Here is a 26,875-nt window from a genome sequence, read left to right as displayed (position 1 = left end):
TTTTTCAGCTGCCCCCGTGTGGCTGGCAGGACCTTTTTTTAGAACAGATCGCCGGTTGCTGTCGGGTGCATGCTATTTTTGCGTACAAAATTAGCGAAAAGAAAATGCCCTTGTTGTCTACGCTTCGGCCTGCCGGAGCCTGTGTGGTTGCTTTGTGGGAAATTGAGGAAACCGAACCAACCCTTCGGACCGGCCTGCGGCTAACACCTGAAGAAGAAGCAGACCTGACCGGAATTACTCATCCGGCACAGCGTGTGGAGTGGCTGGCGTGCCGGTCGGCCATGCATCAGCTAAGCCAAAGCCAGGGGTTTACGTATCAGGGAATGGTCAAGGACGAATACGGCAAACCGCATCTGATTGGTCTGCCGGGGCATATTTCACTGTCGCATACGAGCGGCTGGGCAGCCGCGGTCTGGCATCCCGATAAACCGGTCGGGCTGGATATTGAACCGTTGCGGGCGCAGTTTTCCCGTGTGGTACCACGTGTTCTGTCGGCCGGCGAAGTTCTGCACGCAGACGGCAACCTGCACCGGCTGGCCATGTACTGGTGTGCCAAAGAGGCGCTGTATAAATTATACGGCAAACGGCAGCTCACCTTTCGGGAGCATCTGCACATTGAGCCGTTTGCCGATGAAGATACACTATTGACGGGGCATGTGCGCCTGCCCGACCATTTTGAGACCCCTCCCGAAAACCCCATCCGGATTTTTTGCTTCCGGACGGGCCCCGGTTTACTGGCCGTGGCGTTTTAGCGCTGGGTATAGTCTGACAACGGCAGACTGTCGTTATCACCGCGTACCATGTCCAGAATCGCTTCGACCTCTTTTACCCGCTCGGCATCGCCGTTTTTATCAAACGATACGATCAGGTTGCGCAGCATACGCCGGATAATATCCTGATTAGTACACGGTTGGTAAAACATGTCGTTGTGTTTCAGGTTGAGTTGGCCGATGTAATGATCAATGTCGTTTTTCGAGAAAATCAGTCCGCGGTTAAATACGTTGATATAAAACTGCACACCGTTGTCATTTTTGTAGGTCAGTACAAACAGGGTTGGCAGGTTTACCCCATAAACCGGCAATCCCAGCCGTCGGGCAATCATCATATAAACAATGCAGAGCGATATCGGATTGCCGCGACGCGTGTCAATGACCTGATTGATCATTGAGTTGGCCGGAGAGTGGAAATGTTTCGAGTTGGCACCGAACCGCAGCTTGTTGAAAAACGCGTTGTTCAGCGCTTTAACCTGATCGACGGGATGCATGTCGGGCGAAAAATCCAGCCATACGTCGTAGTAAAGCTGCTCCAGATCCTGCCGGAGTTTATCAAGCGAAAGGTCCGGATATTGGTAAGTTGCAATTATCCATAAGCCTTCCAGCAGGTCCATGCCGCCGCCCTGATGCCAGATGCGCATGCGGTCCAGTACACTTTGGTATTGCAGGTCGTGGATGATTTCTTCAATTCGTTTTTGCAGCAGGGGGTTAAAACTTTCACCCCATTCAGACTCAAGAAACGGAATCATTTGACCGCCCAACTCCCTGATACGTTGCTCTACATGCGCCACGATTTCGTGATCTTCATCGTCCAGCAGGGAGATCAGGGCTTTAATTTCAGTCTCGTTCATATGCATTAAGGCACCTTTATCTGTCTCTAAATAAATACTATTTCCAGAAAGTTACTGAATTTTATAGTTTTGTCCGGCATTCACTTCCGGGCCTGTCGCTAGCACCTGAATCAGGAACGCTATCTACAAATAATAACAAATTTTTACAAAAAACGATTTGGATTCCTCAACGCATTCCTTCCCAAAAATTCTGGTCACTGGCGGAGCCGGATTCATTGGTTCGCACACCGTGGTTTCGTTGATCGAAGCCGGTTTTGAGCCTGTTATTGTTGATAACTTCGATAACTCAGAACCGTCTGTTCTGGAGGGGCTACGCACCATCCTTGGCCGTGAGGTTACCTGTTATACCGTGGACTGCAACGACGAGGCGGCCATGGACGAAATCTTCCGGAAAGAAGCACTGCATGGCGTTATTCACTTTGCGGCCTACAAGGCAGTCGGTGAGTCAGTTGAAAAGCCATTGAAGTATTACCGGAACAACCTCGGGTCGCTGTGGACACTGCTCGGGTTAATGCATCAACACGGCGTGGCGCATCTGGTATTCTCGTCGTCCTGCACCGTTTACGGGCAGCCTGAACAACTGCCGGTGACAGAACTGACACCGCGCTTGCCGGCAGAGTCGCCCTATGGCAATACAAAGGCCATGGGCGAAGACATCATCCGTGATTCGGTTCGGGCAAAGATGCCGGTTAAGGCCATTTCGCTGCGTTATTTCAACCCGGTCGGAGCACACCCAAGCGCTGTTATCGGCGAGTTACCGCGTGGCGTACCCAGCAACCTGGTTCCTTTTCTGACACAGGCCGCCGCCGGCTTACGGGATAAACTGACCGTTTTCGGCGACGATTACAATACACCCGACGGCAGTTGTATCCGTGATTTTATCCATGTCATGGATCTGGCCGATGCCCATGTGCAGGCGCTTCGTTTGTTGGATCAGCAGGAGACGTCGTCATTCTACGATATTTTTAACGTCGGCACCGGTCAGGGTGTATCCGTGCTGGAACTGATCAACACATTTGAAGAGGCAACCGGGGTAAAACTAAACTACATCATCGGGCCGCGGCGTCCGGGAGATGTCGAGCAGATTTATGCCAATGTCGACAAAGCCAATACGGTGCTGGGCTGGGAAGCCAAACGCTCGCTGTCAGAGTCGCTGAGCGATGCCTGGCGGTGGCAGCAGAAACTACAAGCTAAATAAGCGGGAGCCGGTACACTATATCCATCTACATTATTCTAGTTTTCGCGGAGAAGACTCCGTTCATAACCAGTTCAGGCATTGGCCTGACTATTCAGGTGTTTTTGAGAAACACTATTTCAACTGACTTATATAACTGACCATCATGAAGAAGATTGTCATAACGGGAGGTGCCGGGTTTATCGGATCGCATGTGGTGCGCCTGTTCGTCACGAAGTATCCTGAGTACCAGATTATCAACCTCGACAAGTTGACGTATGCCGGTAACCTGGCCAACCTGAAAGATATTGAGCATGCGCCGAACTACATGTTCATCAAAGGTGATATTACAGATGCCACGTTCCTCGACGGCCTGTTTACGGAACTACAGCCGGATGGCGTAATTCACCTGGCTGCTGAATCGCACGTAGACCGGTCCATTACCGACCCTATGTCGTTTGTGATGACTAACGTAGTTGGTACGGTAAATCTGCTGAATGCGGCTAAAAACGCCTGGAAAGCGGGCGAAACCGGTTTTGACGGCAAACGCTTCTACCACGTCTCGACGGATGAGGTATATGGCTCGCTGCATAACCCGGACGAGTTCTTTACCGAAGAGACTGCGTATGACCCGCAGTCGCCTTATTCGGCCTCAAAAGCGGCGTCAGACCATTTTGTCCGGGCCTACGGCAATACATATAAGATGCCGGTTGTGCTGTCGAACTGCTCCAATAACTACGGCCCGAATCACTTCCCCGAGAAGCTGATTCCGCTGATGATTCATAACATCTGTAACAACAAGCCGCTGCCGGTTTATGGCAAAGGCGAAAATGTGCGCGACTGGCTGTTTGTGGTTGACCACGCCCGAGCCATCGACACCATTTTCCATACCGGAAAAGACGGCGAAACCTACAACATCGGTGGCCATAACGAATGGCGCAATATTGATCTGGTACACTTATTGTGTAACATCATGGACCGGAAGCTGGATCGTCCGAAAGGTACTTCGGCAGGCTTGATTACTTACGTAACCGACCGTGCCGGCCACGACCTGCGCTATGCGATCGATGCCGCCAAAATCCGGAACGAACTGGGCTGGGAGCCTTCGCTGCAATTCGAAGAAGGTCTGGAACGAACCGTCGACTGGTTCCTGAATAACCAGGAATGGCTCGACAACGTTACTTCCGGCGCCTACCAGAGTTATTATTCAGAGATGTACGAAAACCGATAATTAATTGTGATTGAGTGATTGAGCGATTGAGTGGGCCGGTGGCGTAATCACTCAATTGCTCAATCACTCAATCACTCAATCATAATGAAAGGCATTATCCTTGCGGGGGGCTCCGGCACCCGATTGCACCCACTGACGCTTGCCGTTTCAAAACAGCTGATGCCTGTTTACGACAAGCCGATGATTTATTACCCGCTATCCATTCTGATGCTGGCGGGCATTAAAGAAATTCTGATTATCTCAACACCGCACGACCTGCCGCATTTCGAAAAGCTGCTGGGCGACGGATCGCGGATAGGATGCTCGTTCAGCTATGCCGTACAGCCAAGTCCGGACGGGCTGGCCCAGGCGTTTATCATCGGTGCCGATTTTATCGGCGACGATAAAGTAGCGCTGGTACTGGGCGACAATATTTTCTACGGCTCCGGCCTGTCGAAACTGTTGCAGTCGAACAACGATCCGGAGGGCGGCGTGGTGTTTGCCTATCAGGTACACGATCCGGAGCGCTACGGCGTAGTTGAATTCGACAGTGATCACAACGTAGTTTCAATTGAAGAAAAGCCAGCTGAGCCCAAGTCGAACTATGCGGTTCCGGGTCTTTACTTCTATGACAACAATGTGGTAGAAATCGCTAAAAACATTAAACCATCGCCGCGGGGTGAGCTGGAAATTACGGATATCAACCGCGTCTACCTGGAGCAGGGACGTCTGAAAGTGGGTGTTCTCGACCGGGGTACGGCATGGCTCGATACCGGTACCTTCCAGTCGCTGATGCAGGCCGGGCAGTTTGTGCAAGTAATTGAAGAACGCCAGGGCCTGAAAATCGGGTGTATTGAAGAAATTGCCTACCGCATGGGATTCATCAACAGCGATCAGCTTTGCGAAATTGCTAAGCCGTTGGTTAAGAGCGGCTACGGCCAATACCTGCTGGGTCTGGTAAAATAGTTCCGGCATGGAACTTGTTACAGAGTTTATTACTTTTATAGCATATAAACACGGACTTACAAAACGCTGAGACCATGAACCGTCGTTTCATCCTGCTTGCGGCTTTTATTTTCTCTGTTGTCGGGCTTTTTTCGTTCCGCCAGGCACAGGAACCTAAGCCCGCAGAAAAGAAAATCCACTGGATGTCTATTAAAGAGGCATTCGAGGCTAGTCAGAAAAAGCCGAAAAAGTTTGTTATCGATGTGTACACAGACTGGTGTGGCTGGTGTAAGGTAATGGACCGGCAAACGTTTACACAACCGGCTATTATCGATTATGTAAACGAAAACTACTATGCTGTTAAGCTAAATGCCGAACAGAAAGAAGATATCGTATTGGGACAGCGGACGTTTAAAGCCCAGGGCAACAACCATGAACTGGCTATCGCCCTGCTGAACGGGCAGATGAGCTACCCGACAACGGTGTTCCTGAACGAAAAGATGGAAATGATCCAGCCGGTTCCGGGCTATCTGGAACCACGGGTTTTTCACCAGATTACAACATATTTCGGCGGTGGCCACAACCAGAAAGAATCGTTTGACCAATATAAGGCAGGTACGTACGTAAAACAGTACCAGCCGGCCATGCCGACCACTACAGCGGCAGGACAATAGCGGTTATCAATACTATAGCATAAAGGGTTTAAAGCATTTCAGTCTACCAGGTAGATGGGGTGTTTTAAACCCTTTGTTTTTGGTGTACCTTTACAGAGTAATACTAAATCACGTTTCATCACAACATGAAAAAACAACTGGCTATTTTGTCGGCTGTTGCCCTGGCCGGTAGTGTACTGGCCACGACGCCGCCGAAAGCACCGAAAGCCCCTCAACGCAAGTTTATTGACCCGCAGAACATGGACATGAGCGTTCGTCCGGGGGATAACTTCTATCAGTATGCAAACGGTAACTGGCTGAAAAGTAATCCGGTTCCGGCGTCGAAAACGTCCTGGGGCAGTTTCAACGAACTGCGCGAAAAGAGCGTTCAGGCGATGAAAGATCTGCTGGAAGGTGCCGGTAAAAACACGACCAAAGGTCGTTTGTATCAGATGGTCGGCGACTTTTATGCCAGCGGGATGGATAGTGCAGCGATTGACCGCAAGGGCTTTGATCCGATTAAATCTGACCTGAGCCGCATTGAGCAGCTGGCCAATAAAGAGGCTGCGCTGGATGAAATGGCGCTCCAACGCAAGCAGGGGAACGGCATGCTGTATGGCTTTTTTGTGTCGCAGGACCGTAAGAACGTAAGCAAGTACCTGCCGCAATTGTCGCAGGGGGGAACCACATTGCCAGACCGGGACTACTACCTGAAAAACGACCCGCGCAGCCAGAAAATCCGCGATGCCTATCGTGATCACCTCACAAAAATGTTTGGTCTGATTGGAGAGGAGCCCACAAAAGCTTCTCAGAATGCGGACATTATCCTGCGTTTTGAAACGGCACTGGCAAAGGCGCAGATGGCCCGTGTCGAGATGCGTGACCCGTATAAAACTTACAACAAGTTTACCGTCACCGATTTCAGCAAACAGACCCCGCACATGAACTGGGCCGGCCTGATGCCGAAAATGGGCGTTAGCGGGCAGGATACGGTTCTGGTGCAGAGCCCGGCATTCTTCCGGTCGGTCGATAGTTTGCTGACGGCAACGCCTATCGAAGACCTGAAAGTATATATGCGCTGGAACATTGTAAAAGGGGCGGCACCTTATCTGAGCGATGCCTTTGTGAAGCAAAACTTTGCGTTTACAAAAGTGCTGACCGGGCAGAAAGAGCAAACACCGCGCTGGCAGCGGATGAGCAGCCTGATCGACGGAACGCTGGGCGATATGCTGGGGCAGCTGTATGTGCAGCAATACTTCAAGCCTGAAGCCAAACAGCGGATGATTACGCTGGTCGACAACCTCGAAGCATCGTTCAAAGAGCATATTCAGGCCCTGGACTGGATGAGTGAAGAAACCAAAAAACGGGCAACCAATAAGCTGGTATCGTTCAAACGCAAAATCGGGTATCCGGACAAGTGGAAAAACTACGATGGCGTTGAGATCACCCGCAACGACTTTTTCGGCAACGTGAAGGCCGCCGGCAAGTGGTCGTACAACTACATGATTAACCGGCTGGGTAAACCTGTTGACAAAACGGAATGGGGGATGACGCCGCCTACGGTAAATGCTTACTACAATCCGGTTAACAACGAAATCGCCTTCCCGGCAGCCATTCTGCAATTCCCGTTCTTTGATGCCGAGGCAGATGATGCCGTAAACTATGGCGGTATCGGTGCTGTAATCGGCCACGAAATGACGCACGGCTTTGATGACTCAGGCCGTCAGTATGATGCCGACGGTACCCTGCGTGACTGGTGGACAAAAGATGACGCGGCTAATTTTAAGGAGCGTGCCGGTAAGGTCGAGGCGCAGTTTTTTGGCTTTAAAGTACTGGATACCCTGGCCGTCAACGGTAAGCTGACGCTGGGCGAAAACCTGGCCGATCTGGGTGGTCTGGCGATTGCCTATGATGCCTTCAAGAAGACAAAACAAGGGAAGAGCAACACGAAAATCGATGGTTTTACACCGGATCAGCGGTTTTTCCTGTCCTGGGGACAGATCTGGCGGATCAACGTGCTGCCCGAACAGCAGGCACAGCTTATCCTGACCGACCCGCACGCTCCCGGTCAATACCGCTGTAACGGACCGATTTCAAATATGGATGTCTGGTATCAGGCCTTTAATGTGAAGCCGGGCGACAAGATGTATAAACCGAAAGAAGAACGGATTAAGGTTTGGTAAGGAAGCAGAGGGCTTAGCGCAAAGAGCGTAATACCTATACCTTTGGTACAGCCCCCGCTGCGGACTTGCAGCGGGGGCTTTTTATGGCGTTACCGGCGTTTAGTCCGGCGCTTCAGCTCCAATTTTGACGGTACTTTTGCTGTTGGCCGTTCGGAGCGGCCGCCGCGCGGCCCACCTTCGGCACTGCTGCGTTCTTTCGGGTTCTCCGTACGGTAAGGTTTGCCTGTGCTGTCGCTGACCAGGTAAAAATCCATACTCCGGCGGGACAGGTTGGCTTCTTTCAGCCGTACAACTACCTTATCCCCGAAGGTAAAGATCTGTTTGGTACGGCTACCGATAATCCGGTAGTTCTCACGGTCATACTCATAGTAATCTCCGTTCAGATCCTGCATCCGTATCAGTCCTTCGCAGCTGTTTTCGGTAATTTCGACGAAAATGCCGAATTCTGTTACGCCCGAAATAACCCCTTCAAAGGTTTTGCTGGTGCCTATCCGGCTCATAAACTCCACCTGCTTGTACTTGATGCTGGCGCGTTCGGCTTCGGTTGCCAGTTTCTCACGCTCCGACGAATGGCGGCTTTTTTTCTCGTATTCCTCTGCGTCGACGGGTTTACCATGGTCGAGGTAGTGCTGCAACAACCGGTGGGCCATCATATCCGGATACCGGCGGATCGGCGATGTAAAGTGCGAATAGCGCCGGAAGGCCAGACCAAAGTGGCCCAGGTCTTCGATGCTGTACCGCGCCTTCGACATGGTCCGGATCGCGAGTTGCTGAAGCATGTGCTGCTCCGGTTTACCTTCCAGCTCGTCCATAAATTTGTTCATCGACCCCGACAGGTGTTCGTCATCGACTTTGAGTTTGTAGCCGAAACGGCGCGCAAAGTCGGCAAAAGTCCGAAGTCTGTCGTCATCCGGATTTTCGTGCACCCGGTATACCATCACATTGGCATTATCTTCGTCGGCACCGCGCTTTTTCTTCGGCGACAGGCGATGGACAAATTCAGCAACCTGCTTGTTGGCCAGCAACATGAATTCTTCGATCAGCTTGTGGGCATCTTTCCGGATTTTCGGATAGACCGCAATCGGAACACCCTTTTCATCGAGTTTAAACTTCAGCTCGACGGTCTCGAAATTAATCGCGCCGTGGCGGAATCGTTCTGCCCGCAGCTTTTTGGCCAGGTCGTTCAGGATCCGCAGTTCGCTTACATAATCGCCGTTGCCGCTGTCGATTACCTCCTGTGCTTCTTCATAGGCAAACCGGCGGTCGGAGTGAATGACCGTCCGGCCAAACCATTCGCTGACCACGCGGGCATCGGGGGTTATTTCAAAAACGGCCGAAAACGTCAGCTTGTCTTCATTGGGCCGGAGTGAACACAAGCCGTTTGAGAGTTTTTCGGGCAGCATCGGCACGACGCGGTCGACCAGGTACACGGATGTCGCCCGTTTGTAGGCTTCTTCTTCCAGTAACGAGCCGGGTTTCACATAGTGCGTTACGTCGGCAATGTGCACGCCGATTTCGTAGTTGCCGTTGTCGAGATACTGAAACGACAAGGCATCGTCAAAGTCCTTCGCATCGACCGGGTCGATGGTAAAGGTGGTGATGCCGCGGAAATCGCGTCGTTTGGCCAGATCGCGTTTGCTGATTTTGACCGGAATCTGTTCCGCCTCCTCTTCAACCGCAGGGGGGAAGGAGATCGGCAGGCCAAATTCAGCCAGAATAGCGTGCATTTCGGTGTCGTTCTGACCGGCTTCGCCCAGTACCGTAATGACCTCACCTTCAAAACGGCTTTTTTTGCTGAGCGGATCCGGGTATTTCGTGAGCCGGACAATGACCTTATCACCGTCGTTAGCGGCGCCGAGTTTATCTTTCGGGATATAAATATCTTCGTACAGCTTTTTGCTATCAGGCGAAATGATGCCATAGGTGGGCCATACTTCAATCTGGCCGACAATTTCGGACCGGCCCCGCTCCACGATTTCGGTTACCTTACCTTCAGTCCGCTTGCGCGAACGGCCTCCCGGGCGGTCGCCATAGCGCATCACCCGAACCTTGTCGCCGTCGATCGCACCCGCCAGATCTTCCGTCGCAACCCAGATATCACTATCGCGGTCGACACGGTTTTCGGTCGGAACAATGTAGGCAAACTTGGCATTAACATGGTCGACAGTCCCTTCCAGGGTAGCTACCGCTTCATTGGCGCGGTAAGTGCCATCGTCCAGGCGGCTCAGCACACCTTCATCGGTAAGTTCGCCGATCAGTCCATGCATAATCAGCTTCATTTTCCGGTCGCCGACGCCAAAGTGGTCGAGTACCTGAAGCTGTGAAAACGATTCTTCGCTGTTGATCCGGAAGAAAGCCGCCAGATCATCTTTCATTTCATCAAGGAAGGAAACGGCCGATTTCGGGCCACCGGCGCGTGGCCGGTCCTTGCCTGGGCTACCGGCACTTTGTTCGCGCGAACGCCCCGACTGAGCCCGGTTGTATTGATTGTTTTTGGGTTTATTTCTCATTTACGTATGCTGGTGTTGTTGTATTCAGGTGGAATCCTGTGTCAATACGATGTGGGCATGATATAAAAACAACAACGACCGGTATTACTGTGTTAAAAATCTGACGGTCAGGGAAAGCAACCTTGTGGCTGCCGGCCTTCGTCTATACATATACAAAAAACGGGCGTTTCGCCCGTCAACCATCACAGTGCCCAGTCGGTATGAACGATGTGGTTATCGTCGACCAGCGGGGCGCCGATCATGCGCAGGTAAACCTGAACGAGCATGGAAATGGAATCGCGGGTGTATTGCCGGATGCGGTTCATGTCGTGATCCTGATGGTAAACAAACGTGGTATCGTCGCCGGTCATGTCCAGTGGTTTGCCCGGAACATTAAGGGCTGCGGCCAGCAGGTCGAGTGGCACGTAATGGCGGCTTTCACCGAACCGCCAGCGTTCCATGGTATCCTGATGCGGAATATCCCACGGCTTTTTACCGGCCAGCTGCAAGGCCGATGGCAGCGGAAAGCCGTTGATCATCAGCCGGCGACAAACATACGGGAAATCGAATTCTTTGCCGTTATGGGCACACAGAACGAGTTCGTTGGGGGGGTAACGATTGACGATCTGGAGAAACTCCTGCAAAATACTTCGTTCATCATCATCGGCCAGCGTCTTGATTTTCAGGTTGGGCTGATCCGAGTCGTCCCAATACAAGCCACCGATGCCGATGCAGACAATTTTACCGAATTCGGCGTAGTGCGATGCCCGGTGATCGTACCAGTCCGAGGTAGTCCGGTTATCTTCACTACGAAAATATGCGGCTTTCTGTTCCCATTGGCGCTGTAAACGCGGATTTACCTGCTCAAAAGCCGGTTCGGCGGCCACCGTCTTGAGGTCAATGAATAACAGGTTTTTTAATTTTCGTTTCCAGGGAATAGGCTGTTGCATAACTACATGTCAATCCGGCGACAGCGTTAGGTTCAGGGTCTCTATGGGAGCATCTGCTATCGCCGGACACGCAGGCTGACCCATGCCGATCAATCGTGTAACACCCCTTCCAGCCCCAGAGCGGGTACTTCTATCAGGTTTTCTTCCACGATACTATCTGGCACGAAGATAAACTTTTTGTCGAAAATCTGACCGTCAATGAAATAACTAACCCAATATTCATTATTAAGGTGAAACACATCGGGCATAATGTTTTCAACAACCTGATACTCGCCGGCCTGTAGTTCAGGAAAAAAATGCCGGAGGGTCGAGGTCCGCTGTGCCTGATCGCCGGATGTATCATCTTTTGAACTGTATCCCTTTGAGGTAACAAAAATGTTGGTGATCGCTACTTTGTTCTGATTGATCAGAAATACCTGCCAGTCAAACTGATTTAATTCGTTCTTTTTGCGGGCTATCACTACCTGAACCCCCGCAACCGGAGAAAAATCAATGTCTTTTTTCATGCGTAATTACGTATCATTCTCTGCTTACCCGACCGGCATCCCCTCCGTTGCCGGGGCAATCGCCATCCCGAACAGGTCCAGCAGGTGCCCCTGCAATTTGTCTGTAACCTCATGCAGCGGTACCGGGTGCCCTAGCTCCTGCTGCATAGAGGTAACGGCTTTATCAGCAATGCCGCAAGGGACAATGTGGCTAAAATACGACAAATCGGTATTTACATTCAAGGCAAATCCGTGCATGGTTACCCAGCGGCTGGCTTTTACGCCCATCGCGCAGATTTTACGCGGGTTTATCTGAGCCTCATGGTCGAGCCAGACGCCGGTCAGGCCGTCGATGCGGCCGGCCGCTATGCCATAGTCGGCCAGGGTCAGGATGATGCCTTCTTCCAGCAAACGCATGTAGCGGTGAATGTCGGTAAAAAAGTTATCCAGATCCAGAATCGGGTAGCCAACCAGCTGTCCCGGACCGTGGTAGGTAATATCGCCGCCGCGGTTGATACGATAAAAACGGGCACCGATGTTTTCCAGAAACGCGTCGTTGGCCAGCAAATGGTTTTCCTTACCGCTTTTACCGAGGGTATACACGTGAGGGTGTTCACAGAACAGCAGGTAGTTCGGCGTCTGTTTTTGCGCCTCAGGCGGGCTGTTGCGGTTGTAGACCTTCATGGCCAGGGTATCGGCAAAGAGCGCTTCCTGATAGTCCCACGCCTGCTGGTAATCAATACTGCCAAGCTGCCGGATCTGTACAAGTTTATTCGGATAACTGTTCATTTTTTGCAGAATGCAGGGAAAACCCTGCTCTATATTAACACGAAGTCAGGCCTGATCGTTCGGTCGGTTATGGCCAGCTGCCGAACCGCTTATCCCGGCCTGCTGCCGGTGGTTCTATTTTTATAACCAGCCTGTCTTGTATTCTGTACCTTTATCAGACCATATACTGGTTTTTGTCATTCATGACCCGCGACGAGTCTGCCACCTTTGACCATCGGAGGCTGGTAAGGTGCTTTGCCGGCTCAACATGATAAAAAGCAACACATGCTCATGCCGATGAAAAAGACATACCTGCTTAGTCTGTTCGTACTTATCTCTATGACCACGTTGGCACAAAACGCGGCGCTGGATTCACTGACCCGCTTGTCCCGCCGGTATTACAATGACCAGCAACCGGATTTGCTGTATGGGCTGATGGGAGAGGGCTTTCAGAAACAGATAGCATCCGATCAGCTCCGCCAAACCACTCAGATGCTCCGGATGCAGCTAGGCGACTGGCAGAAAGCAGACTATAAAAACACGACAAACGGGGTGGCTAAATACGAAGCGACATTTGCCAAAGCCGTGCTTGATTTTTACATCAGCCGCGACAGCAAAGGTAAAATTGAGACGTTTCTGTTCCGGCCGCATCAGGCAGAGGTACAGAAGGCGGCGGTGTTGCCGGTATCTAATCCGATGCGGACAGCGCTCGATAAACAGGTCGACAGTTTAGCCCGTCGCTATTTTGCCGGACAAAACGGTGCCGGTATGTCGATTGGTGTCGTCCGGAACGACAGTGTGTTTATGTACCACTACGGCGAAACGACAAAAGGCAGCGGGCAACTGCCCGCTGCCAATACAATTTACGAGATAGGGTCAGTCAGTAAAACGTTTACCGCCACAATGCTGGCCGATGCCGTCCGGCGAGGGCTGGTGAAGCTGACCGATCCGGTGAGTAACTACCTGCCGGCCTCCATTCCGGTCTTACAAAAAGGCGGTAAGCCGGTTACGCTGCTGCAACTTGCCAACCACACATCGGGGCTGCCCCGATTGCCGGATAACCTGTTTACGGCCAACGCCAGCGAGACCAATCCCTACAAACACTACGATCGTGACGCGTTGTTCAGCTACCTGAAATCAGCAAAACTGAATTCTGCCGGTACGTACGAATACTCAAACCTGGGTGCGGGCCTGTTGGGCACGGTTCTGGAAATCGTTAACAAACAGCCGTATGAGCAAATGCTGACGGCCGAAATCGGTAAGCCGCTTGGTTTAGCCCAAACAAAACTGAACCTGACCAGCGAGGACATCCGGCAGTTTGCACAGGGGCATGATGCCGAAGGCCATGCCGTGTCGTCGTGGGAGTTTCAGGCGCTGGCTGGTGCGGGCGGCATACGGTCGACACTCAGCGACATGCTCCTGTACGTGAAAGCGGAGCTGGCAAAAGGCGATACGCCCCTCAGTAAAGATATGCAGTTGACGCAGCAGATCACGTTTACCAACAAGCAGATCGTGGGCCTGGGCTGGCACAAAACCCGCGACGGCTGGTTCTGGCACAACGGGCAGACAGGCGGGTATTCGTCCTTTGCCGGTTTTGAACCAACTAAAAAAATGGCCGTTGTGGTACTGACCAACAGTGCGGCTGAGCTTGATCCGACGTCTTTTGCCCTGCTCCGACGGCTCACTAAATAATTTTACCCGCCATTCAAACCTCCGGACCGGAATCGGGGTCATTATACCGGCAAGGCATGCTATTGTATCTGATTGACAGTCTGAGGTGTTAAAAATGCTTAATACTGTATCAACAAAACAGGTATCTGTTAACTTTCGGCAGTCATTTAAACCGGGTTGAAACCATGAAAAAGGAACTACTTCTGGGTCTTTCCATTGCGTTTATGGGCTGTCAGCCCGATAAGGACATTACGCCCGACAATGCATCATTGTCGACCGAAGTAAAAGGCAATTACCAGACCAATAGCTTTCTGGATTTCCGGTGTATAGCCCTGTCTGCCGATCAGTTGCCCAAAGCCGATGTAAAAGCCCTGTCTGACAGCCAGATTACCATCATTCTTCACCAATACTATCCTGACAAGCAGGATATCAGTCTGCAAAACGTATTGCTTTCCCGCCAGATGGATAACAGCATTCAACTGACCCAAAACGGAGAAGCCATCGGCAGTTTCCAGCAAGACCGGATCTTTACCAGTTCGGGTATGGAAACAACCGGGAAGGTCCTGCGCGTAAATAAGGCCGGTGCGACCCCGATGGTCTTTGTCGGCTATAAATAAGCCCCGTTTTTAAACGAAATCCCCTTTTCCGGAGTTAAGCCAGAAAGGCAAACCACGCGTATTGCCTAATTTTTGGTGCGATAACAGGCCGTAATGACATGAGTAGGCGTGTCGTTTTAACGGCCTTTGTTATCTTTGGCAACAATATTGAACAGAGGCTACTCGTTTACAAGCGAGATGCTGTATATCAAGTCGTTCTAAACTCCGAATTCTCAACAGATGATTTTGCTTCAGGTTCCAGCCGTTGATACCACTGCTACATCTGCGGCCGCTACAGGTGCCGCGCAACCGCAAAGCTTGCAACTTTTCGATTTAGCTGCCAAAGGGGGCTGGGTGATGATTCCGATCTTGCTGCTGTTTTTAGCGGCATTGTATCTGATTATTGAGCGTATTTTACTGATTCGCGGCCAGACACGTATCGACGAAGGGTTTGTCGATAACGTAAAAGACATGGTATTGCAGGGTAATATCAAGTCGGCCGAGTCGTTTTGCAAAAACCAGCGTACATCCATTGGCCGCGTATTCGAGAAAGCCGTTGGCCGGATCGGTGCTCCCATCAAGGATATTGAGAGCACTATCGAAACGGTGGCTCAGATCGAAATCGGCCGGCTCGAGCGTAATCTGGGCTATCTGGGTCTGATTGCGGGTATTGCGCCGATGCTTGGTTTTATCGGTACCATCTCGGGGATCATCCGGATTTTCTACGATATTTCGCTCTCAGACAACATCAGCGTAGGCATTATCGCCGGTGGTCTGTACGAAAAAATGATCACGTCGGGTTCGGGTCTGATCGTCGGGGTTGTGGCCTATACCGGCTATCACCTGCTGAACATGATGATCGAGAAATTTACGCTGAAGCTCGAAATGAACGCGTTTGAGTTTCTGGAAGTATTGCAGAAACCACAGGAGTCGGTCCGGATGCGTTAATCAGGCTTTTCTTTTATTGTATGAAAATTCGCAGAAAAAATAAGTTTGCGGCCGAAGTAGCTACATCGTCTCTGAACGATATTATGTTCTTCCTGCTGCTCTTCTTCCTGATTATTTCGACGGTTGCCAACCCCAATGTCATTAAACTGATGTTGCCGAAAGCATCGTCGTCGCAGCAGCTGAGTAAGAAGCAGGTGACGTTGTCGGTTGATGCCAACAAACAGTACTTTATCGATAAGCAGCCGGTGTCTCCGGAGAACCTGGAGGCCGAACTGCAAAGTATTATGGCTGGTATTCAGGAACCGACCGTGGTGGTGCGTTTCGATAAATCACTGACGGTGCAGGACCTGGTTGATGTGCTGCAAACGGGTGCCAAACTAAATATCAAAATGGTCATGGCGACCTCTAAATAGACCGCATTGGTTCCGCTGAAAAGGCTTGTTTCCGGAAGGGACAAGCCTTTTTGCATTGCAGTGATACAGGTCCGAATGTGGCCGTAACCGGCAAATTGATTTACTTTACCCCACAATTCTAGTATCATTTACTGTGGTTCGTATTGTTTTTATTCCCGGCTACACGGAAGATCCGGCTATTTTTGATACCCTGGCCCCTTTGTTGCCAGCCCATCAGGCACTCCGGATATCCAATCAGGAAGAGCTTTCTACAGGATTTACAACCAAAGCACCCGACGTTGTCCGGTATGCGGCGTATCTGGCGCAGAAGTACGCCATTCGGGAGCGGGATATCGTAATTGGCCATTCGATGGGCGGCTGGATCGGGATGCATCTGAAGCAGCAGACCGGCTGTAAGGCTATTCTGGTCGGGTCGTTTACGGATCCGAAGAAGGTGCGGATGCCTTATCAGCAGCCGTTTTTGCTGAAAATACTGACGTATCTGGGCATTATCCAGGGTCGCAGGCTCAATAAAACCTTTAAAAAACTGTACCCGCACGACGAATCCAGAGCTTTATACACATATTTGCTGGACCGGTTGCCGACGTTTAGCCGGCGCTATGTCTGGCAACAGCTGAAACTGATATTTTCGCCCGTACCGGCGCTCACGGTTTCGCCGGATATACGGATCCATGCACGGCGGGATACGGTCGTTAAATATCCCGACGAGGCATATGTACAGGTAGCCGGTGATCATTTTTCGGTCGTTTTTCACGCGGCCGAGGTAGCGGCTCCGATTCAGGCATTTATGCAGGCTGTTATGCCTGCGTAAGGTGATGGGGAGAATATCAGGAAAAAAAGGCAACACATGGTGTTTGTCAACGATTTCTCCCCAACTTTGTACCGCCAATCGACTGGCTGCGAAATGTTCTTACAAAAAGTATTGTTATCGCAATATCGCTACTAATTAGATTTAGTTTTCATGGAAACGCAATACGACGTTATCGTAATCGGCTCCGGGCCGGGTGGCTATGTAGCCGCTATCCGTTCTGCACAATTAGGCTTGAAAACGGCCATTATTGAGAAGTACAAAACGCTGGGTGGTACCTGCCTGAACGTAGGTTGCATTCCGTCAAAGGCATTACTTGATTCATCGGAGCATTACCACAACGCAGCTCACACCTTTGCTGAGCATGGAATTAAACTGAATGACCTCCAGGTTGACCTGGCCCAGATGATTAAGCGGAAGCGCGGTGTTGTCGATGCCAATGTACAGGGAATTCAGTTCCTGATGAAGAAAAACAAAATCGACGTACATCAGGGCCTCGGCTCCTTCGTTGATGCGCATACCATTAAGGTGACGCCGGCTGAAGGCGAGGCGAAAACCATTACGGGTAAGAACATTATCATCGCCACGGGGTCGAAACCATCGTCGTTCCCGTCGATGCCTATCGATAAAAAACGGGTGATTACCTCAACCGAAGCACTGGAACTCCAGGAAATTCCAAAACACCTGATCGTAATCGGTGCCGGAGTTATCGGAGCCGAACTTGGTTCGGTATATGCGCGTATCGGCTCGAAAGTATCGTTTGTTGAATTCGCGGATTCAATGATTCCGACGATGGACAAAACGATGGGTAAGGAATTGCAGAAAGCTGTGAAAAAGCTTGGCTGTGATTTCTATTTCAGCCACAAGGTAACGAGCGTAGAAAACACCGGCGAAGGCGTGGTGGTAAAAGCCGACAACCCGAAAGGCGAGCAGATTACCCTGGAAGGGGATTACTGTCTGGTATCAGTAGGCCGTCGTCCGTACACGGATGGTCTGAATCTGGAAGCTGCCGGTCTGGCAACGGATCCGCGTGGTAAGGTAGAGGTGAATGACCACCTGCAAACCAGGGTGCCGCACATCTATGCCATCGGTGATGTAATCCGTGGTGCGATGCTGGCCCACAAAGCAGAAGAAGAGGGTGTATATGTAGCCGAAACGATTGCCGGTCAGAAGCCGCACGTTAACTACCACCTGATTCCGGGCGTTGTGTATACATGGCCGGAAGTGGCCAGCGTTGGCTATACCGAAGAAGAACTGAAAGGACAAGGAAAGGCCTATAAGGTAGGTTCGTTCCCGTACAAAGCGCTGGGCCGTGCCCGCGCCAGTATGGACCTCGATGGTCTGGTGAAAGTATTAGCCGACAAAGAGACAGACGAGATTCTGGGAGTACACATAATTGGTGCCCGCGCGGCTGATATGATTGCCGAAGCCGTGATTGCGATGGAGTTCCGTGCGTCTGCCGAAGACGTAGCCCGTTCTTCACACGCTCACCCGACTTATACCGAAGCGGTCAAGGAAGCCTGTCTGGCTGCCACCGAAAACCGCGCTATTCACATGTAAGGGTAGCAGGAGCCAACGCGGAGAGGCAGCCCATCGGGCTGCCTCTCCGCGTTTTAAGGCAGCAAGATGTCAATTTATCGGTAGTCAGCAGCGCGGAACCCCTAAATTTCCGTATTTTCCGGCTTCGCTTGGTGCGACCTGAAACATTCATCAAAACGCTGACATGAAGAACGTTCTATCTCTGCTGCTGGGCCTGACGGCAGGCCTGGCACAGGCACAACCTCAACAGGCCGACTCGGTCTTTATCCGGAAAATCTACGACGAAACCCTGGCCCGCGGTAAATCCTACGAATGGCTTCGCGAACTGACCAAGCAGGTTGGCCCGCGGCTGAGTGGTTCGGAGGGGGCTAAAAAAGCCGTTGTCTGGTCAAAGGAGCTGATGGAAAAAGAGGGATTTGACCGGGCGTTTCTACAGGATGTAATGGTGCCGCATTGGGTACGCGGGGCAAAGGAAGAAGCCTATATCCGCTCGGGTAAGCAGAAGCTGGTAGTGCCGGTAGCAGCCCTGGGTGGTTCTGTCGCTACGCCGCCAAAGGGTATTGAAGCGCAGGTGGTGGAGGTGAAAAATGTAGCCGAACTGGAGAAGCTGGGAACGGCAGGCGTTAAGGGTAAAATTGTGTTCTTCAACCGCCCGATGGACCCTACAAAAATTAATACGTTCGAGGCCTACGGCGGGGCAGTGGATCAGCGGGCCAACGGAGCAACGTTTGCGGCTAAGTTCGGCGCAGTCGGTGCCATTATCCGGTCAATGACGACTTTACTGGATGACGTACCCCACACGGGCAGTATGCGCTACGGCACAGGTGTTCCCCTGATTCCGACGGCAGCCATCAGTACTAACGGGGCAGAAAAGCTCAGTTCGCTGCTGAAAGAAAATCCGGCGCTGACGTTTTTCTTTAAACAGAACTGTGAATCCCTGCCGGATGCGCCGTCGCATAATGTAGTCGGTGAAATCAAGGGAACCGAGAAGCCGGATGAAATCATCGTGGTGGGCGGGCATCTTGATTCGTGGGATCTGGCCGAGGGTGCTCACGATGACGGTGCCGGTTGTGTCCAGTCCATCGAAGTGCTGCGGGTGCTCAAAGCACTGGGTTATAAACCAAAGCGGACACTGCGGGCCGTCATGTTCATGAACGAAGAAAACGGTCTGCGTGGCGGCATCGGATACGCCGACTATGCAAAGAAAAATAATGAGAAGCACCTGGCCGCTGTCGAGTCAGATAATGGCGGGTTTACGCCACGGGGGTTTGGCATTGTGGGTACGGCCGGCCAGAAAAAGCAAGTAATGGGCTGGAAGGAATTGCTGGCACCATATGGTCTGCAGGAAATCGGTCCGGGTGGTGGCGGAGCAGACATTGGGCCGCTGGCGCAGCAAGGCACAGCCTTGTTTGGCTTCAAGCCGGATTCGCAGCGGTATTTCGATATTCACCACACGGCTGTTGACCGCTTCGAGGCCGTCAATAAGCGGGAACTTGAATTAGGAGCCGCATCGATGGCTGCGCTGGTTTATCTGCTGGACAAATACGGATTATAAAGAAAGAAAAAGGCCGTGGCAACTGCCATGGCCTTTTTTTATGCCCATAACTGAGCGGCTTCTTCTTTGAGCAGGGCCTTATCAATCGGCACAACCCCCAACGATTCACACACCAGACCACCGCCGAGATTCGACAAACCGGCAATGATATGCGGCGGCTGACGAAGGGCTACGCAACAGGCGGCAATACTGATAACGGTATCGCCGGCGCCGGAAACGTCGGCGATCTGCCGCAGGTGGGCAGGCAAATGGTGCTTTTCTCCGTTAAAATCAATGAATACCCCGCGCTCAGAAAGGGTAATCAGCGCTCCTTTTACGTTCATTTGCGTTTTTAACCGGGCGACAACAGCCTGAAACTCGTCGGCGTTATCAACGTCAAAGTCAACCTTTAAGCCCTCACGCAGCTCTTTCAGATTTGGCTTAAACAAGGTAGTGTAATGATAGTCAAGGAAGTTACGCTTCTTCGGATCGACCACCGTCGGTACATGGTGCTCATTGGCAAAAGCCGTGATTTCGGCAATAGCTTCTTTACCCAGCACCCCTTTATCGTAATCTTCGAAAATAATAACATGGCAGGTCGGAATCAGCTCCTTTGCTTTCGCAATCAGCTGGCTGCGTTCCGCTCCGGTAATGGCCTTATCGGTCTCCGTATCAACGCGGACAACCTGCTGCGATCCGGCAATGATACGTTCTTTAATGGTCGTGATGCGTGATTCGCTCCGGATAAGCCCGTCGCAGTTTAAACCGCGGTCACAGAGCTGACCAATCAGCATGTCGCCCGGACCATCGGTGCCAATGACTGAGCAAATAATGGCTTCGGCGCCCAGGGCCTGTACATTTAATAAGACATTGCCCGCGCCCCCCAGCCGCAGTTCCCGGTTTATCACGTTAACTACTGGCACGGGCGCTTCCGGTGAAATACGCTCTACTTTGCCCCAGACGTATGAATCGAGCATTACATCGCCAATAATCAATACACGTAGTGAGTCGAATGCTGTAAATAACTCATCCACGGTCATGTCTAAAACCGGATTCATAGGTTACCTGCTGATTGGTTGGATGACACCCTTCCGGTAATTGTCATGAAGAGTGTCGTTGTATTGAGAAATTATTCTGCAAATTAACAAAAGAACCTGCGGATTTTTGAGTCTTCCTTCCTGAATGGTCATTTGGTGGCCGGCGTTGTATCTTTGCCGGTAAATTTTCAGGACAGGATTTACACAGAAGGCAGAAAAATACTCTGCTGTTTATTGAAAAGAGATTGACCATGTAGCCGGCCCGTAAGAGATAAAAATCCGGTTATGCAGGTGGTAAACAAATCTGACTACTAACAGAATAAAATGGAACAGTATACTTCGTTAGCTCAACGTGATCAGGCCGTGATCTGGCATCCTTTTACCCAAATGCAGACGGCTCCGCTACCGATTCCGATTGTCCGGGGCAAAGGCTCGGTTTTATACGGCGAAGACGGTCAGGAATACCTGGACATGGTTTCGTCGTGGTGGGTCAGCATCCACGGCCATGCCAATGCGTATATCGCTGAGAAAGTGGCGGCTCAGCTAACCGAGCTCGAGCATGTTATTTTTGCCGGTTTTACCCACGAGCCTGCCGTGCGGCTGGCAGAACGGCTGCTGCCTGTACTGCCCGGCAATCAACGTAAAGTTTTTTACTCGGATAACGGCTCAACAGCCGTAGAGGTAGCCCTGAAAATGGCCTTTCAGTACTGGCATAATCTGGGTAAGCCGCGGCGTAAGGTCATTGCGTTTCACGATGCTTATCATGGCGATACGTTCGGAGCGATGGCCGTAGGGGGCAGGAGTGCCTTCACGGCTCCGTTTGTGCCGTTTTTGTTTGACGTAGAATACCTGCCGACACCGGTCCCGGGTCAGGAAGCAGCCGTGCTGGCGCAGGCCGAAGCGCTGTTCAGCGACGAGGTGGCCGCTTTTATTGCCGAGCCACTGGTGCAGGGCGCGGGCGGTATGATTATGTACACGCTCGGGGTGCTGGATCAACTGATGAAAATCGCTCACCGGCATGGGGCACTGGTAATTGCCGATGAGGTGATGACGGGTTTTGGCCGGACAGGGAAGCTGTTTGCTTCGCACTACCTGACGGAGCAACCCGACCTTATGTGTTTATCCAAAGGCCTGACGGGTGGTACGATGGCACTGGGGATCACAACCTGTACGCAGGCGGTTTACGAGGCGTTTTTATCAGAAAGTAAATTCAAAACGCTTTTCCACGGACACTCTTTTACGGCCAATCCGGTAGCCTGTACCGCTTCGCTGGCTAGTCTGGATATTCTGTTGTCGGATGAAACACTGGCAAATATCCAACGGATTTCGGCGCAGCATACCGCATTTATTGACCAATTGTCCGGCTATGGATCAGCGACAAATATCCGGCAGCAGGGTACAATCCTGGCGTTCGACCTGAATACGGGCGAAAGCACATCGTATTTCAGCAACATCCGTGATTATGCCTACCAGTTTTTGCTGGATCGGGGGGTAATTATGCGCCCGTTGGGAAATGTGCTGTATTTTATGCCTCCTTATTGTACAACCAACGGGCAACTGGCGTATGCGTATGCACAGGTTGAGGAATTGCTCAGGACGCTATAGTATTTTTTGCCGGTGAACGGCTTATGCTGAATGTAAACAAAACCGATTGATTGATTTACCCTTAGCATGAATAAGTCATTCTTCTGGCTGGCAGCTGCGCTGGCTCCGCTCTGTCTGACCGCAGGGCCTCAGAAACCTAAGAAAATTGATGGCTCTGATGTAAAAGTACCGGCTGGTTTTACGGCTAAACTGATTGCCGAAGACGTTGGTGCAGCCCGCCACATGGTTGTCAGTAAAACGGGTGATATTTATGTAAAACTGGCCAAAGTAAAGGATGGTAAAGGCATTTACCGGCTCCGGGATACGGATAAAGATGGTCTGATCGACGAACGAACCGGCTTCGGGGATTATCCGGGCACGGGCATTTACCTGAAAAACGGCTATTTATACACCTCATCCAACACGTCGGTATATCGGTATAAACTTAACGCCAGCGAAGAAGTAATGGCACCGGATCAGCCCGAAATGCTGGTATCGGGGCTGTTGGCCAAAGGTCGTGATGAGTCAAAGTCCATTGCGGTTGACAACCAGAACAACGTTTATGTCAACGTGGCTTCCTGGAGCGATGCGTGTCGTGAGCAGGGAACAGGCAAAGGAATGATGCCTTGTCCGCTGCTCGATTCGGCGGCGGCGATCTGGCGGTTCAAGGCTAACGTAACCGGTCAAACCTACGCCAATGGTATCCGTTTTGCTTCAGGGCTGAAAAACGTAGTGGGCCTCGACTGGAACACAAAAACGAATTCGCTGTTTGTGATGCAGCACGGACGGGGCAAGTTTCATGACTTTTATCCGCAGTACTACACTCCGAAACACAGCGAGGAACTGCCGGCCGAAACCATGTATGAAGTCCGTGAGGGCGACGATGCAGGGTGGCCGTACATCTACTACGATCACAAACAAAAAAAGAAAATGCTGGCACCTGAATACGGTGGAGACGGCAAAAAAACGGCTGGTGAGAAAGCCATCAATCCTGTTGCGGCCTTCCCTGCGCATTTGGGACCGAACGGACTGCTTTTCTATACCGGCACAATGTTTCCTGAAAAGTACCGTAACGGCGCCTTCATTGCCTTCCACAGCCAGTCGCCTGAGCTGCATAAAGGGTATCTGGTTGCGTTTGTGCCGTTTAAAAACGGCAAACCCTCGGGCGAGTGGGAAATTTTTGCCGATAACTTTGCCGGTACCGATCTGGTGAAGCCAACCGGCCCGGTGCAACACCGCCCCTGCGGACTGGCACAGGGGCCGGATGGTTCGCTGTATGTGTCGGATGATATGAACGGGGCCATTTTCCGGATTAGCTACCAGCCTGGTAAACCAACGGCCGCCTTGCCAAAGAAAAAATAGATTGAATACGTTCCTGACAGCAGCGCCCTGCTCCGGTACCGGAGCAGGGCGCTGCTGTTATAGGTGTTTACGCTCAGGCTGCCTGCCGGTGGCGCAATAGTTTCTGGAATAAATCTCTGGGATTGAAGGGCTTAGTGACGTAATCACTGATTCCCGACAGAATTGCCCGGTCGTGATTACTGAACGTAGCCGATGCCGTAAGGGCAATAATCGGGATGGTTTTGTTGATGGCCCGGATACGCTCGGTCGCTGTGTAGCCGTCCATGACCGGCATCTGGAGGTCCATCAGAATAATGTCATACGGATTGGCCAGGAATTTATCCAGACCGATCTGTCCGTTCTCAGCAACATCGACATCGACGCCCCATTTAGTGAGGAACTTCACGGCTACTTCGACATTAAACGGATAATCTTCAACCAGTAACACCTTCACCCCTTTCAGGCTGTGGTCGTCCAGCAGATCGCGCCGGACCAGGGTAGGTTGTTCCTGTTTCGCACCAATCGAAAAATTAATGGTGAAATAGAACTTGGCTCCTTTTCCTTCTTCGCTTTCCAGATGAATGCTGCTGCCGTGCATTTCGAGTAACCGCCGCGTAATAACCAGGCCAAGGCCGGTACCGCCGAATTTCCGCGTAGTTGCTGAGTTGGCCTGCGTAAACATCTCAAAGATGCTCTGGTGCTTTTCCGGCGCAATACCAATACCGGTATCCTTCACCGAGATGTACACTTCGGCATGGGTAGCGGTTTGCTTTTGTAGCGACAGCTCAATGGTAATCGTGCCATCGTGGGTAAATTTGATGGCATTCGATACCAGGTTAGACAGTACCTGACTGATCCGGAGCGAATCGCCGATGACGGATTCAGGAATATCATCGTCGACCATCAGCCGGATGCGGTCGCCATTTTCCGCGGCCTTTAACTGATGAGCCTGCTTGATATTTGACACCAGTTGTTTGAGGTCAAACGAGGTCGCTTCAAGTTCAACTTTACCGGCCTCAATCTTACTGAAATCAAGAATGTCGTTGATGAGCGCGTGCAGGTGTTCAATCGAAAACTGTAGTGTTTTCAGGTTTTCGGCAATATTGGGCGGTACTTCTTCCTGCGCCATCAGATAGGTCATACCGACGATACCATTGAGCGGCGTCCGGATTTCGTGGCTCATCATCGACAGGAAGTCTGATTTGGCCTGAGTTGCCTTCTCAGCTTCTTCTTTAGCAGCCCGCAGTTCGATTTCGATTTTTTTGCGGTGTTCGATCTGCTGCTGCAGGTATTCTACCAGACCGACCAGGTTTTCTGAATTGAAGTTCGGGCTCTGTGTATCTTCAGGTTTTTCGATAGAGTGGATGGCCTCAACAAGCTTTTCGACTGATTGCTTCCGCTGATTTATTTCCTCTTTCAGTTTTTTATTGATTTCGGCATACTCCCGCTCGTTCAGATAAGAGGAATGTTCAAACAACTCTTTGTCACGGTCGAAATTTTTATACGATTCATTAACCGACTTAATAAATTGCTGAACGCCTTCATTTGTAAGACAATCGCTGCTTAAATACTTGTTGATCTGACGTGTCAGAAGCTTGTGCAGGCCTTGTGTTTCCATCGTTTATAGTTCGGCAAGTACGGTAATGGTCATGGTTTGGTTGTGGAGCTCGCAGGCTTCTTTTACGCCCATTGGCGCAATTTCGCCGTAAGAATAAAAACCTGTAATCGTTGGCGCCGGGCCAAAGACATCGCGCGCGACTTCAATCTCTTCGTCAATGCGCTCGCCAAGAACCAGTTTGCGGCCTACACAACTGATCAGAATGACTAATTCCGGCGTGAAGTTGAAATCTGTTAGTGAGGTTTGTGCTGCTTCGGCCGAAGCATCAACCAGCCGGTCAAAATTAGCGGTCATAAAACGTACCAGGGCCCCCTCCGGCATGTCACCGGCAAAGGTCATGCTTTTCTTCTCCTCATCAATCGTCAGAATAGTTCTGACCAGCGGCGGGGCATCGGGTGACGTCCGCATGGATAGCGGAAACCGCAGGGCGGCGCCGGGCAGATCTTTGGCATACTTGCCCAGATACTCTTTGTAAAGATCCAGCGCGTGTTTATCGCCAATCTGATAGAGAACATTGTACTCTGAGTGTGTAACAGCCCGCTCGGGTCCAAACGCATCCCATCCGGCCATAGAGCCATGGCCTATTTTCAGGCTATCGCCGTAGAAACCTACACCAACGACTTTACCCGCTACCGGATCGTGATCAAGGCCGACCAGCGTGCGTTCGAAGCGGTCGGCATCCCCGGCAAGCCCTCCGGTGATCGGGACCGTATGTTGCAGGTATTGATTTAGTCCGTTGATCAGATCACTGCCGTTGACAACGCCACCGTCAGAAATAATAAAAATGCCAGCCAGATCGGGGGCTTTCAGTGCCTGCGCCACCTGTAGGCCTGCCGCATAGCTTTCCGGATGGCTCTCGATATCAATTTCACAGGTCCGGATGATGGTTTTTTCAAATTCAACCGCCGTAACAACCACAGAATTGTCATAAACCCGGTCCTGATGAATTTCACCCGATGTGGAGTTGATAATAATCGAAGCGTTGGGAAAGCGCTCCCGAAGGCTCTCATAGATCGGGGTGTTTTCCAGAACCTGTCGTTCACCGAAAGCTAAAACAAGCTGAGCTTTCTCAGGGGTAAAGTCTGTTGCTTCTGAAAAAGGTGCCCATGCCTGATGGTTATAGATCGACTGGCTAAGTTTCATGGACTGAAGGTTTCGAAATTTATCTTTACACGGTGGGTGGTTAATAGGCTCACAAGTTAAAAAGCTTATTGCATAGAAAAAATAAATCCGGTTAGTTTAGCTTGTCAACCTGCTGGTCTTAGTAACTTAATGTTAGGACGAATTAAGACCAGCAGGCTGTTA

23 protein-coding genes are annotated in these 26,875 nt (G+C 51.3%); 15 read left to right on the top strand and 8 right to left on the bottom strand.

Annotation, left to right across the window (positions count from 1 at the left end):
- Window positions 1-104: 104 nt before the first annotated feature.
- Window positions 105-752, top strand: coding sequence for a 4'-phosphopantetheinyl transferase family protein (locus tag BLX24_RS17305; protein WP_071504440.1), 648 nt, complete (start codon window positions 105-107; stop codon window positions 750-752).
- On the opposite strand, the gene BLX24_RS17300 is transcribed toward BLX24_RS17305, so the two are convergent.
- Window positions 749-1,624 carry a transglutaminase-like domain-containing protein gene (locus tag BLX24_RS17300; RefSeq protein WP_071504439.1) on the bottom strand — a complete coding sequence of 292 codons (876 nt, stop codon included), beginning with the start codon at window positions 1,622-1,624 and terminating at the stop codon, window positions 749-751. The genes BLX24_RS17305 and BLX24_RS17300 overlap by 4 nt on opposite strands.
- 157 nt (window positions 1,625-1,781) lie before the next feature.
- On the opposite strand from BLX24_RS17300, the gene galE reads away from it, so the two are divergent.
- The 5 genes from galE to BLX24_RS17275 all read left to right on the top strand — a co-directional run bounded on the left by galE (window position 1,782) and on the right by BLX24_RS17275 (window position 7,789).
- The gene (gene galE, locus BLX24_RS17295) at window positions 1,782-2,822 is read left to right on the top strand and encodes a UDP-glucose 4-epimerase GalE (RefSeq protein WP_071504438.1); all 1,041 of its coding nucleotides are present in this window, start codon (window positions 1,782-1,784) and stop codon (window positions 2,820-2,822) included.
- Between the two features lie 142 nt (window positions 2,823-2,964).
- Complete coding sequence (gene rfbB / locus BLX24_RS17290; RefSeq protein ID WP_071504437.1) at window positions 2,965-4,029, top strand: dTDP-glucose 4,6-dehydratase; 1,065 nt, start codon at window positions 2,965-2,967, stop codon at window positions 4,027-4,029.
- 84 nt (window positions 4,030-4,113) lie between these two features.
- Window positions 4,114-4,974 carry a glucose-1-phosphate thymidylyltransferase RfbA gene (gene rfbA / locus BLX24_RS17285; protein ID WP_071504436.1) on the top strand — a complete coding sequence of 287 codons (861 nt, stop codon included), beginning with the start codon at window positions 4,114-4,116 and terminating at the stop codon, window positions 4,972-4,974.
- 74 nt (window positions 4,975-5,048) lie between these two features.
- The gene (locus BLX24_RS17280) at window positions 5,049-5,627 is read left to right on the top strand and encodes a thioredoxin family protein (RefSeq protein ID WP_071504435.1); all 579 of its coding nucleotides are present in this window, start codon (window positions 5,049-5,051) and stop codon (window positions 5,625-5,627) included.
- A gap of 125 nt (window positions 5,628-5,752) precedes the next feature.
- Window positions 5,753-7,789: a M13 family metallopeptidase gene (locus tag BLX24_RS17275; protein ID WP_071504434.1), complete on the top strand. Its 2,037-nt coding sequence runs from the start codon at window positions 5,753-5,755 to the stop codon at window positions 7,787-7,789.
- A gap of 89 nt (window positions 7,790-7,878) precedes the next feature.
- Here the strand turns inward: BLX24_RS17275 and rnr are convergent, their stop codons facing one another.
- From rnr to lipB, 4 genes are all read right to left on the bottom strand, one after another.
- Window positions 7,879-10,299 carry a ribonuclease R gene (gene rnr / locus BLX24_RS17270; RefSeq protein WP_071504433.1) on the bottom strand — a complete coding sequence of 807 codons (2,421 nt, stop codon included), beginning with the start codon at window positions 10,297-10,299 and terminating at the stop codon, window positions 7,879-7,881.
- Between the two features lie 182 nt (window positions 10,300-10,481).
- Window positions 10,482-11,228 (bottom strand): 3'-5' exonuclease, encoded by a 747-nt coding sequence (locus BLX24_RS17265; RefSeq protein ID WP_071504432.1) that lies wholly within the window; start codon window positions 11,226-11,228, stop codon window positions 10,482-10,484.
- Between the two features lie 89 nt (window positions 11,229-11,317).
- Window positions 11,318-11,734 (bottom strand): hypothetical protein, encoded by a 417-nt coding sequence (locus BLX24_RS17260; RefSeq protein WP_071504431.1) that lies wholly within the window; start codon window positions 11,732-11,734, stop codon window positions 11,318-11,320.
- 24 nt (window positions 11,735-11,758) lie between these two features.
- A complete protein-coding gene (lipB, locus tag BLX24_RS17255; protein WP_071504430.1) occupies window positions 11,759-12,502 on the bottom strand; it encodes a lipoyl(octanoyl) transferase LipB in 744 nt (247 codons plus the stop codon).
- Window positions 12,503-12,778: 276 nt separating this feature from the next.
- Between lipB and BLX24_RS17250 the strand changes: the two genes are divergently transcribed.
- From BLX24_RS17250 to BLX24_RS17220, 7 genes are all read left to right on the top strand, one after another.
- Complete coding sequence (locus tag BLX24_RS17250) at window positions 12,779-14,173, top strand: serine hydrolase domain-containing protein (protein WP_177225862.1); 1,395 nt, start codon at window positions 12,779-12,781, stop codon at window positions 14,171-14,173.
- 164 nt (window positions 14,174-14,337) lie between these two features.
- Window positions 14,338-14,769, top strand: a complete 432-nt coding sequence (locus tag BLX24_RS17245; RefSeq protein ID WP_071504428.1) for a hypothetical protein — start codon at window positions 14,338-14,340, stop codon at window positions 14,767-14,769.
- A 219-nt stretch (window positions 14,770-14,988) separates the two neighbouring features.
- Window positions 14,989-15,696: a MotA/TolQ/ExbB proton channel family protein gene (locus BLX24_RS17240; protein ID WP_071504427.1), complete on the top strand. Its 708-nt coding sequence runs from the start codon at window positions 14,989-14,991 to the stop codon at window positions 15,694-15,696.
- 20 nt (window positions 15,697-15,716) lie between these two features.
- Window positions 15,717-16,109 (top strand): ExbD/TolR family protein, encoded by a 393-nt coding sequence (locus tag BLX24_RS17235; protein ID WP_071504426.1) that lies wholly within the window; start codon window positions 15,717-15,719, stop codon window positions 16,107-16,109.
- Between the two features lie 133 nt (window positions 16,110-16,242).
- The gene (locus tag BLX24_RS17230; RefSeq protein WP_071504425.1) at window positions 16,243-16,920 is read left to right on the top strand and encodes an alpha/beta hydrolase; all 678 of its coding nucleotides are present in this window, start codon (window positions 16,243-16,245) and stop codon (window positions 16,918-16,920) included.
- A gap of 150 nt (window positions 16,921-17,070) precedes the next feature.
- Window positions 17,071-18,477 (top strand): dihydrolipoyl dehydrogenase, encoded by a 1,407-nt coding sequence (gene lpdA, locus BLX24_RS17225; protein ID WP_071504424.1) that lies wholly within the window; start codon window positions 17,071-17,073, stop codon window positions 18,475-18,477.
- Window positions 18,478-18,640: 163 nt separating this feature from the next.
- Window positions 18,641-20,011 (top strand): M28 family peptidase, encoded by a 1,371-nt coding sequence (locus tag BLX24_RS17220; RefSeq protein WP_083422032.1) that lies wholly within the window; start codon window positions 18,641-18,643, stop codon window positions 20,009-20,011.
- 38 nt (window positions 20,012-20,049) lie between these two features.
- Here the strand turns inward: BLX24_RS17220 and BLX24_RS17215 are convergent, their stop codons facing one another.
- The gene (locus BLX24_RS17215; RefSeq protein ID WP_071504423.1) at window positions 20,050-21,048 is read right to left on the bottom strand and encodes a bifunctional heptose 7-phosphate kinase/heptose 1-phosphate adenyltransferase; all 999 of its coding nucleotides are present in this window, start codon (window positions 21,046-21,048) and stop codon (window positions 20,050-20,052) included.
- A gap of 303 nt (window positions 21,049-21,351) precedes the next feature.
- Here BLX24_RS17215 and bioA point away from each other — a divergent pair, with 303 nt between their 5' ends.
- Together bioA and BLX24_RS17205 are read left to right on the top strand one after the other, a co-directional pair.
- Window positions 21,352-22,632: an adenosylmethionine--8-amino-7-oxononanoate transaminase gene (gene bioA, locus BLX24_RS17210; protein WP_071504422.1), complete on the top strand. Its 1,281-nt coding sequence runs from the start codon at window positions 21,352-21,354 to the stop codon at window positions 22,630-22,632.
- A gap of 66 nt (window positions 22,633-22,698) precedes the next feature.
- Window positions 22,699-23,973 carry a PQQ-dependent sugar dehydrogenase gene (locus tag BLX24_RS17205; protein ID WP_071504421.1) on the top strand — a complete coding sequence of 425 codons (1,275 nt, stop codon included), beginning with the start codon at window positions 22,699-22,701 and terminating at the stop codon, window positions 23,971-23,973.
- A gap of 73 nt (window positions 23,974-24,046) precedes the next feature.
- Here the strand turns inward: BLX24_RS17205 and BLX24_RS17200 are convergent, their stop codons facing one another.
- On the bottom strand, window positions 24,047-25,570 hold the full coding sequence (locus tag BLX24_RS17200) for an ATP-binding protein (protein ID WP_071504420.1): 1,524 nt from the start codon (window positions 25,568-25,570) through the stop codon (window positions 24,047-24,049).
- Between the two features lie 3 nt (window positions 25,571-25,573).
- Window positions 25,574-26,713, bottom strand: coding sequence for an FIST signal transduction protein (locus tag BLX24_RS17195; protein WP_071504419.1), 1,140 nt, complete (start codon window positions 26,711-26,713; stop codon window positions 25,574-25,576).
- Window positions 26,714-26,875 lie beyond the last annotated feature (162 nt).

Source organism: Arsenicibacter rosenii, from assembly GCF_001870735.1.
Taxonomy (GTDB): Bacteria; Bacteroidota; Bacteroidia; order Cytophagales; family Spirosomataceae; genus Arsenicibacter; species Arsenicibacter rosenii.
The sequence above is the reverse complement of the archived record's forward strand: the minus strand, read 5'-3'. Positions and strand labels throughout refer to the sequence as shown.

Bases quoted from the DNA above. Each gene is read 5' to 3' on its own strand.
- BLX24_RS17305 (WP_071504440.1), top strand. From the start codon at position 105: ATGCCCTTGTTGTCTACGCTTCGGCCTGCCGGAGCCTGTGTGGTTGCT.
- BLX24_RS17300 (WP_071504439.1), bottom strand. From the start codon at position 1,624: ATGAACGAGACTGAAATTAAAGCCCTGATCTCCCTGCTGGACGATGAA.
- rfbB (WP_071504437.1), top strand. From the start codon at position 2,965: ATGAAGAAGATTGTCATAACGGGAGGTGCCGGGTTTATCGGATCGCAT.
- rfbA (WP_071504436.1), top strand. From the start codon at position 4,114: ATGAAAGGCATTATCCTTGCGGGGGGCTCCGGCACCCGATTGCACCCA.
- BLX24_RS17280 (WP_071504435.1), top strand. From the start codon at position 5,049: ATGAACCGTCGTTTCATCCTGCTTGCGGCTTTTATTTTCTCTGTTGTC.
- BLX24_RS17275 (WP_071504434.1), top strand. From the start codon at position 5,753: ATGAAAAAACAACTGGCTATTTTGTCGGCTGTTGCCCTGGCCGGTAGT.
- rnr (WP_071504433.1), bottom strand. From the start codon at position 10,299: ATGAGAAATAAACCCAAAAACAATCAATACAACCGGGCTCAGTCGGGG.
- BLX24_RS17265 (WP_071504432.1), bottom strand. From the start codon at position 11,228: ATGCAACAGCCTATTCCCTGGAAACGAAAATTAAAAAACCTGTTATTC.
- BLX24_RS17260 (WP_071504431.1), bottom strand. From the start codon at position 11,734: ATGAAAAAAGACATTGATTTTTCTCCGGTTGCGGGGGTTCAGGTAGTG.
- lipB (WP_071504430.1), bottom strand. From the start codon at position 12,502: ATGAACAGTTATCCGAATAAACTTGTACAGATCCGGCAGCTTGGCAGT.
- BLX24_RS17250 (WP_177225862.1), top strand. From the start codon at position 12,779: ATGAAAAAGACATACCTGCTTAGTCTGTTCGTACTTATCTCTATGACC.
- BLX24_RS17245 (WP_071504428.1), top strand. From the start codon at position 14,338: ATGAAAAAGGAACTACTTCTGGGTCTTTCCATTGCGTTTATGGGCTGT.
- BLX24_RS17240 (WP_071504427.1), top strand. From the start codon at position 14,989: ATGATTTTGCTTCAGGTTCCAGCCGTTGATACCACTGCTACATCTGCG.
- BLX24_RS17235 (WP_071504426.1), top strand. From the start codon at position 15,717: ATGAAAATTCGCAGAAAAAATAAGTTTGCGGCCGAAGTAGCTACATCG.
- lpdA (WP_071504424.1), top strand. From the start codon at position 17,071: ATGGAAACGCAATACGACGTTATCGTAATCGGCTCCGGGCCGGGTGGC.
- BLX24_RS17220 (WP_083422032.1), top strand. From the start codon at position 18,641: ATGAAGAACGTTCTATCTCTGCTGCTGGGCCTGACGGCAGGCCTGGCA.
- BLX24_RS17215 (WP_071504423.1), bottom strand. From the start codon at position 21,048: ATGAATCCGGTTTTAGACATGACCGTGGATGAGTTATTTACAGCATTC.
- bioA (WP_071504422.1), top strand. From the start codon at position 21,352: ATGGAACAGTATACTTCGTTAGCTCAACGTGATCAGGCCGTGATCTGG.
- BLX24_RS17205 (WP_071504421.1), top strand. From the start codon at position 22,699: ATGAATAAGTCATTCTTCTGGCTGGCAGCTGCGCTGGCTCCGCTCTGT.
- BLX24_RS17200 (WP_071504420.1), bottom strand. From the start codon at position 25,570: ATGGAAACACAAGGCCTGCACAAGCTTCTGACACGTCAGATCAACAAG.
- BLX24_RS17195 (WP_071504419.1), bottom strand. From the start codon at position 26,713: ATGAAACTTAGCCAGTCGATCTATAACCATCAGGCATGGGCACCTTTT.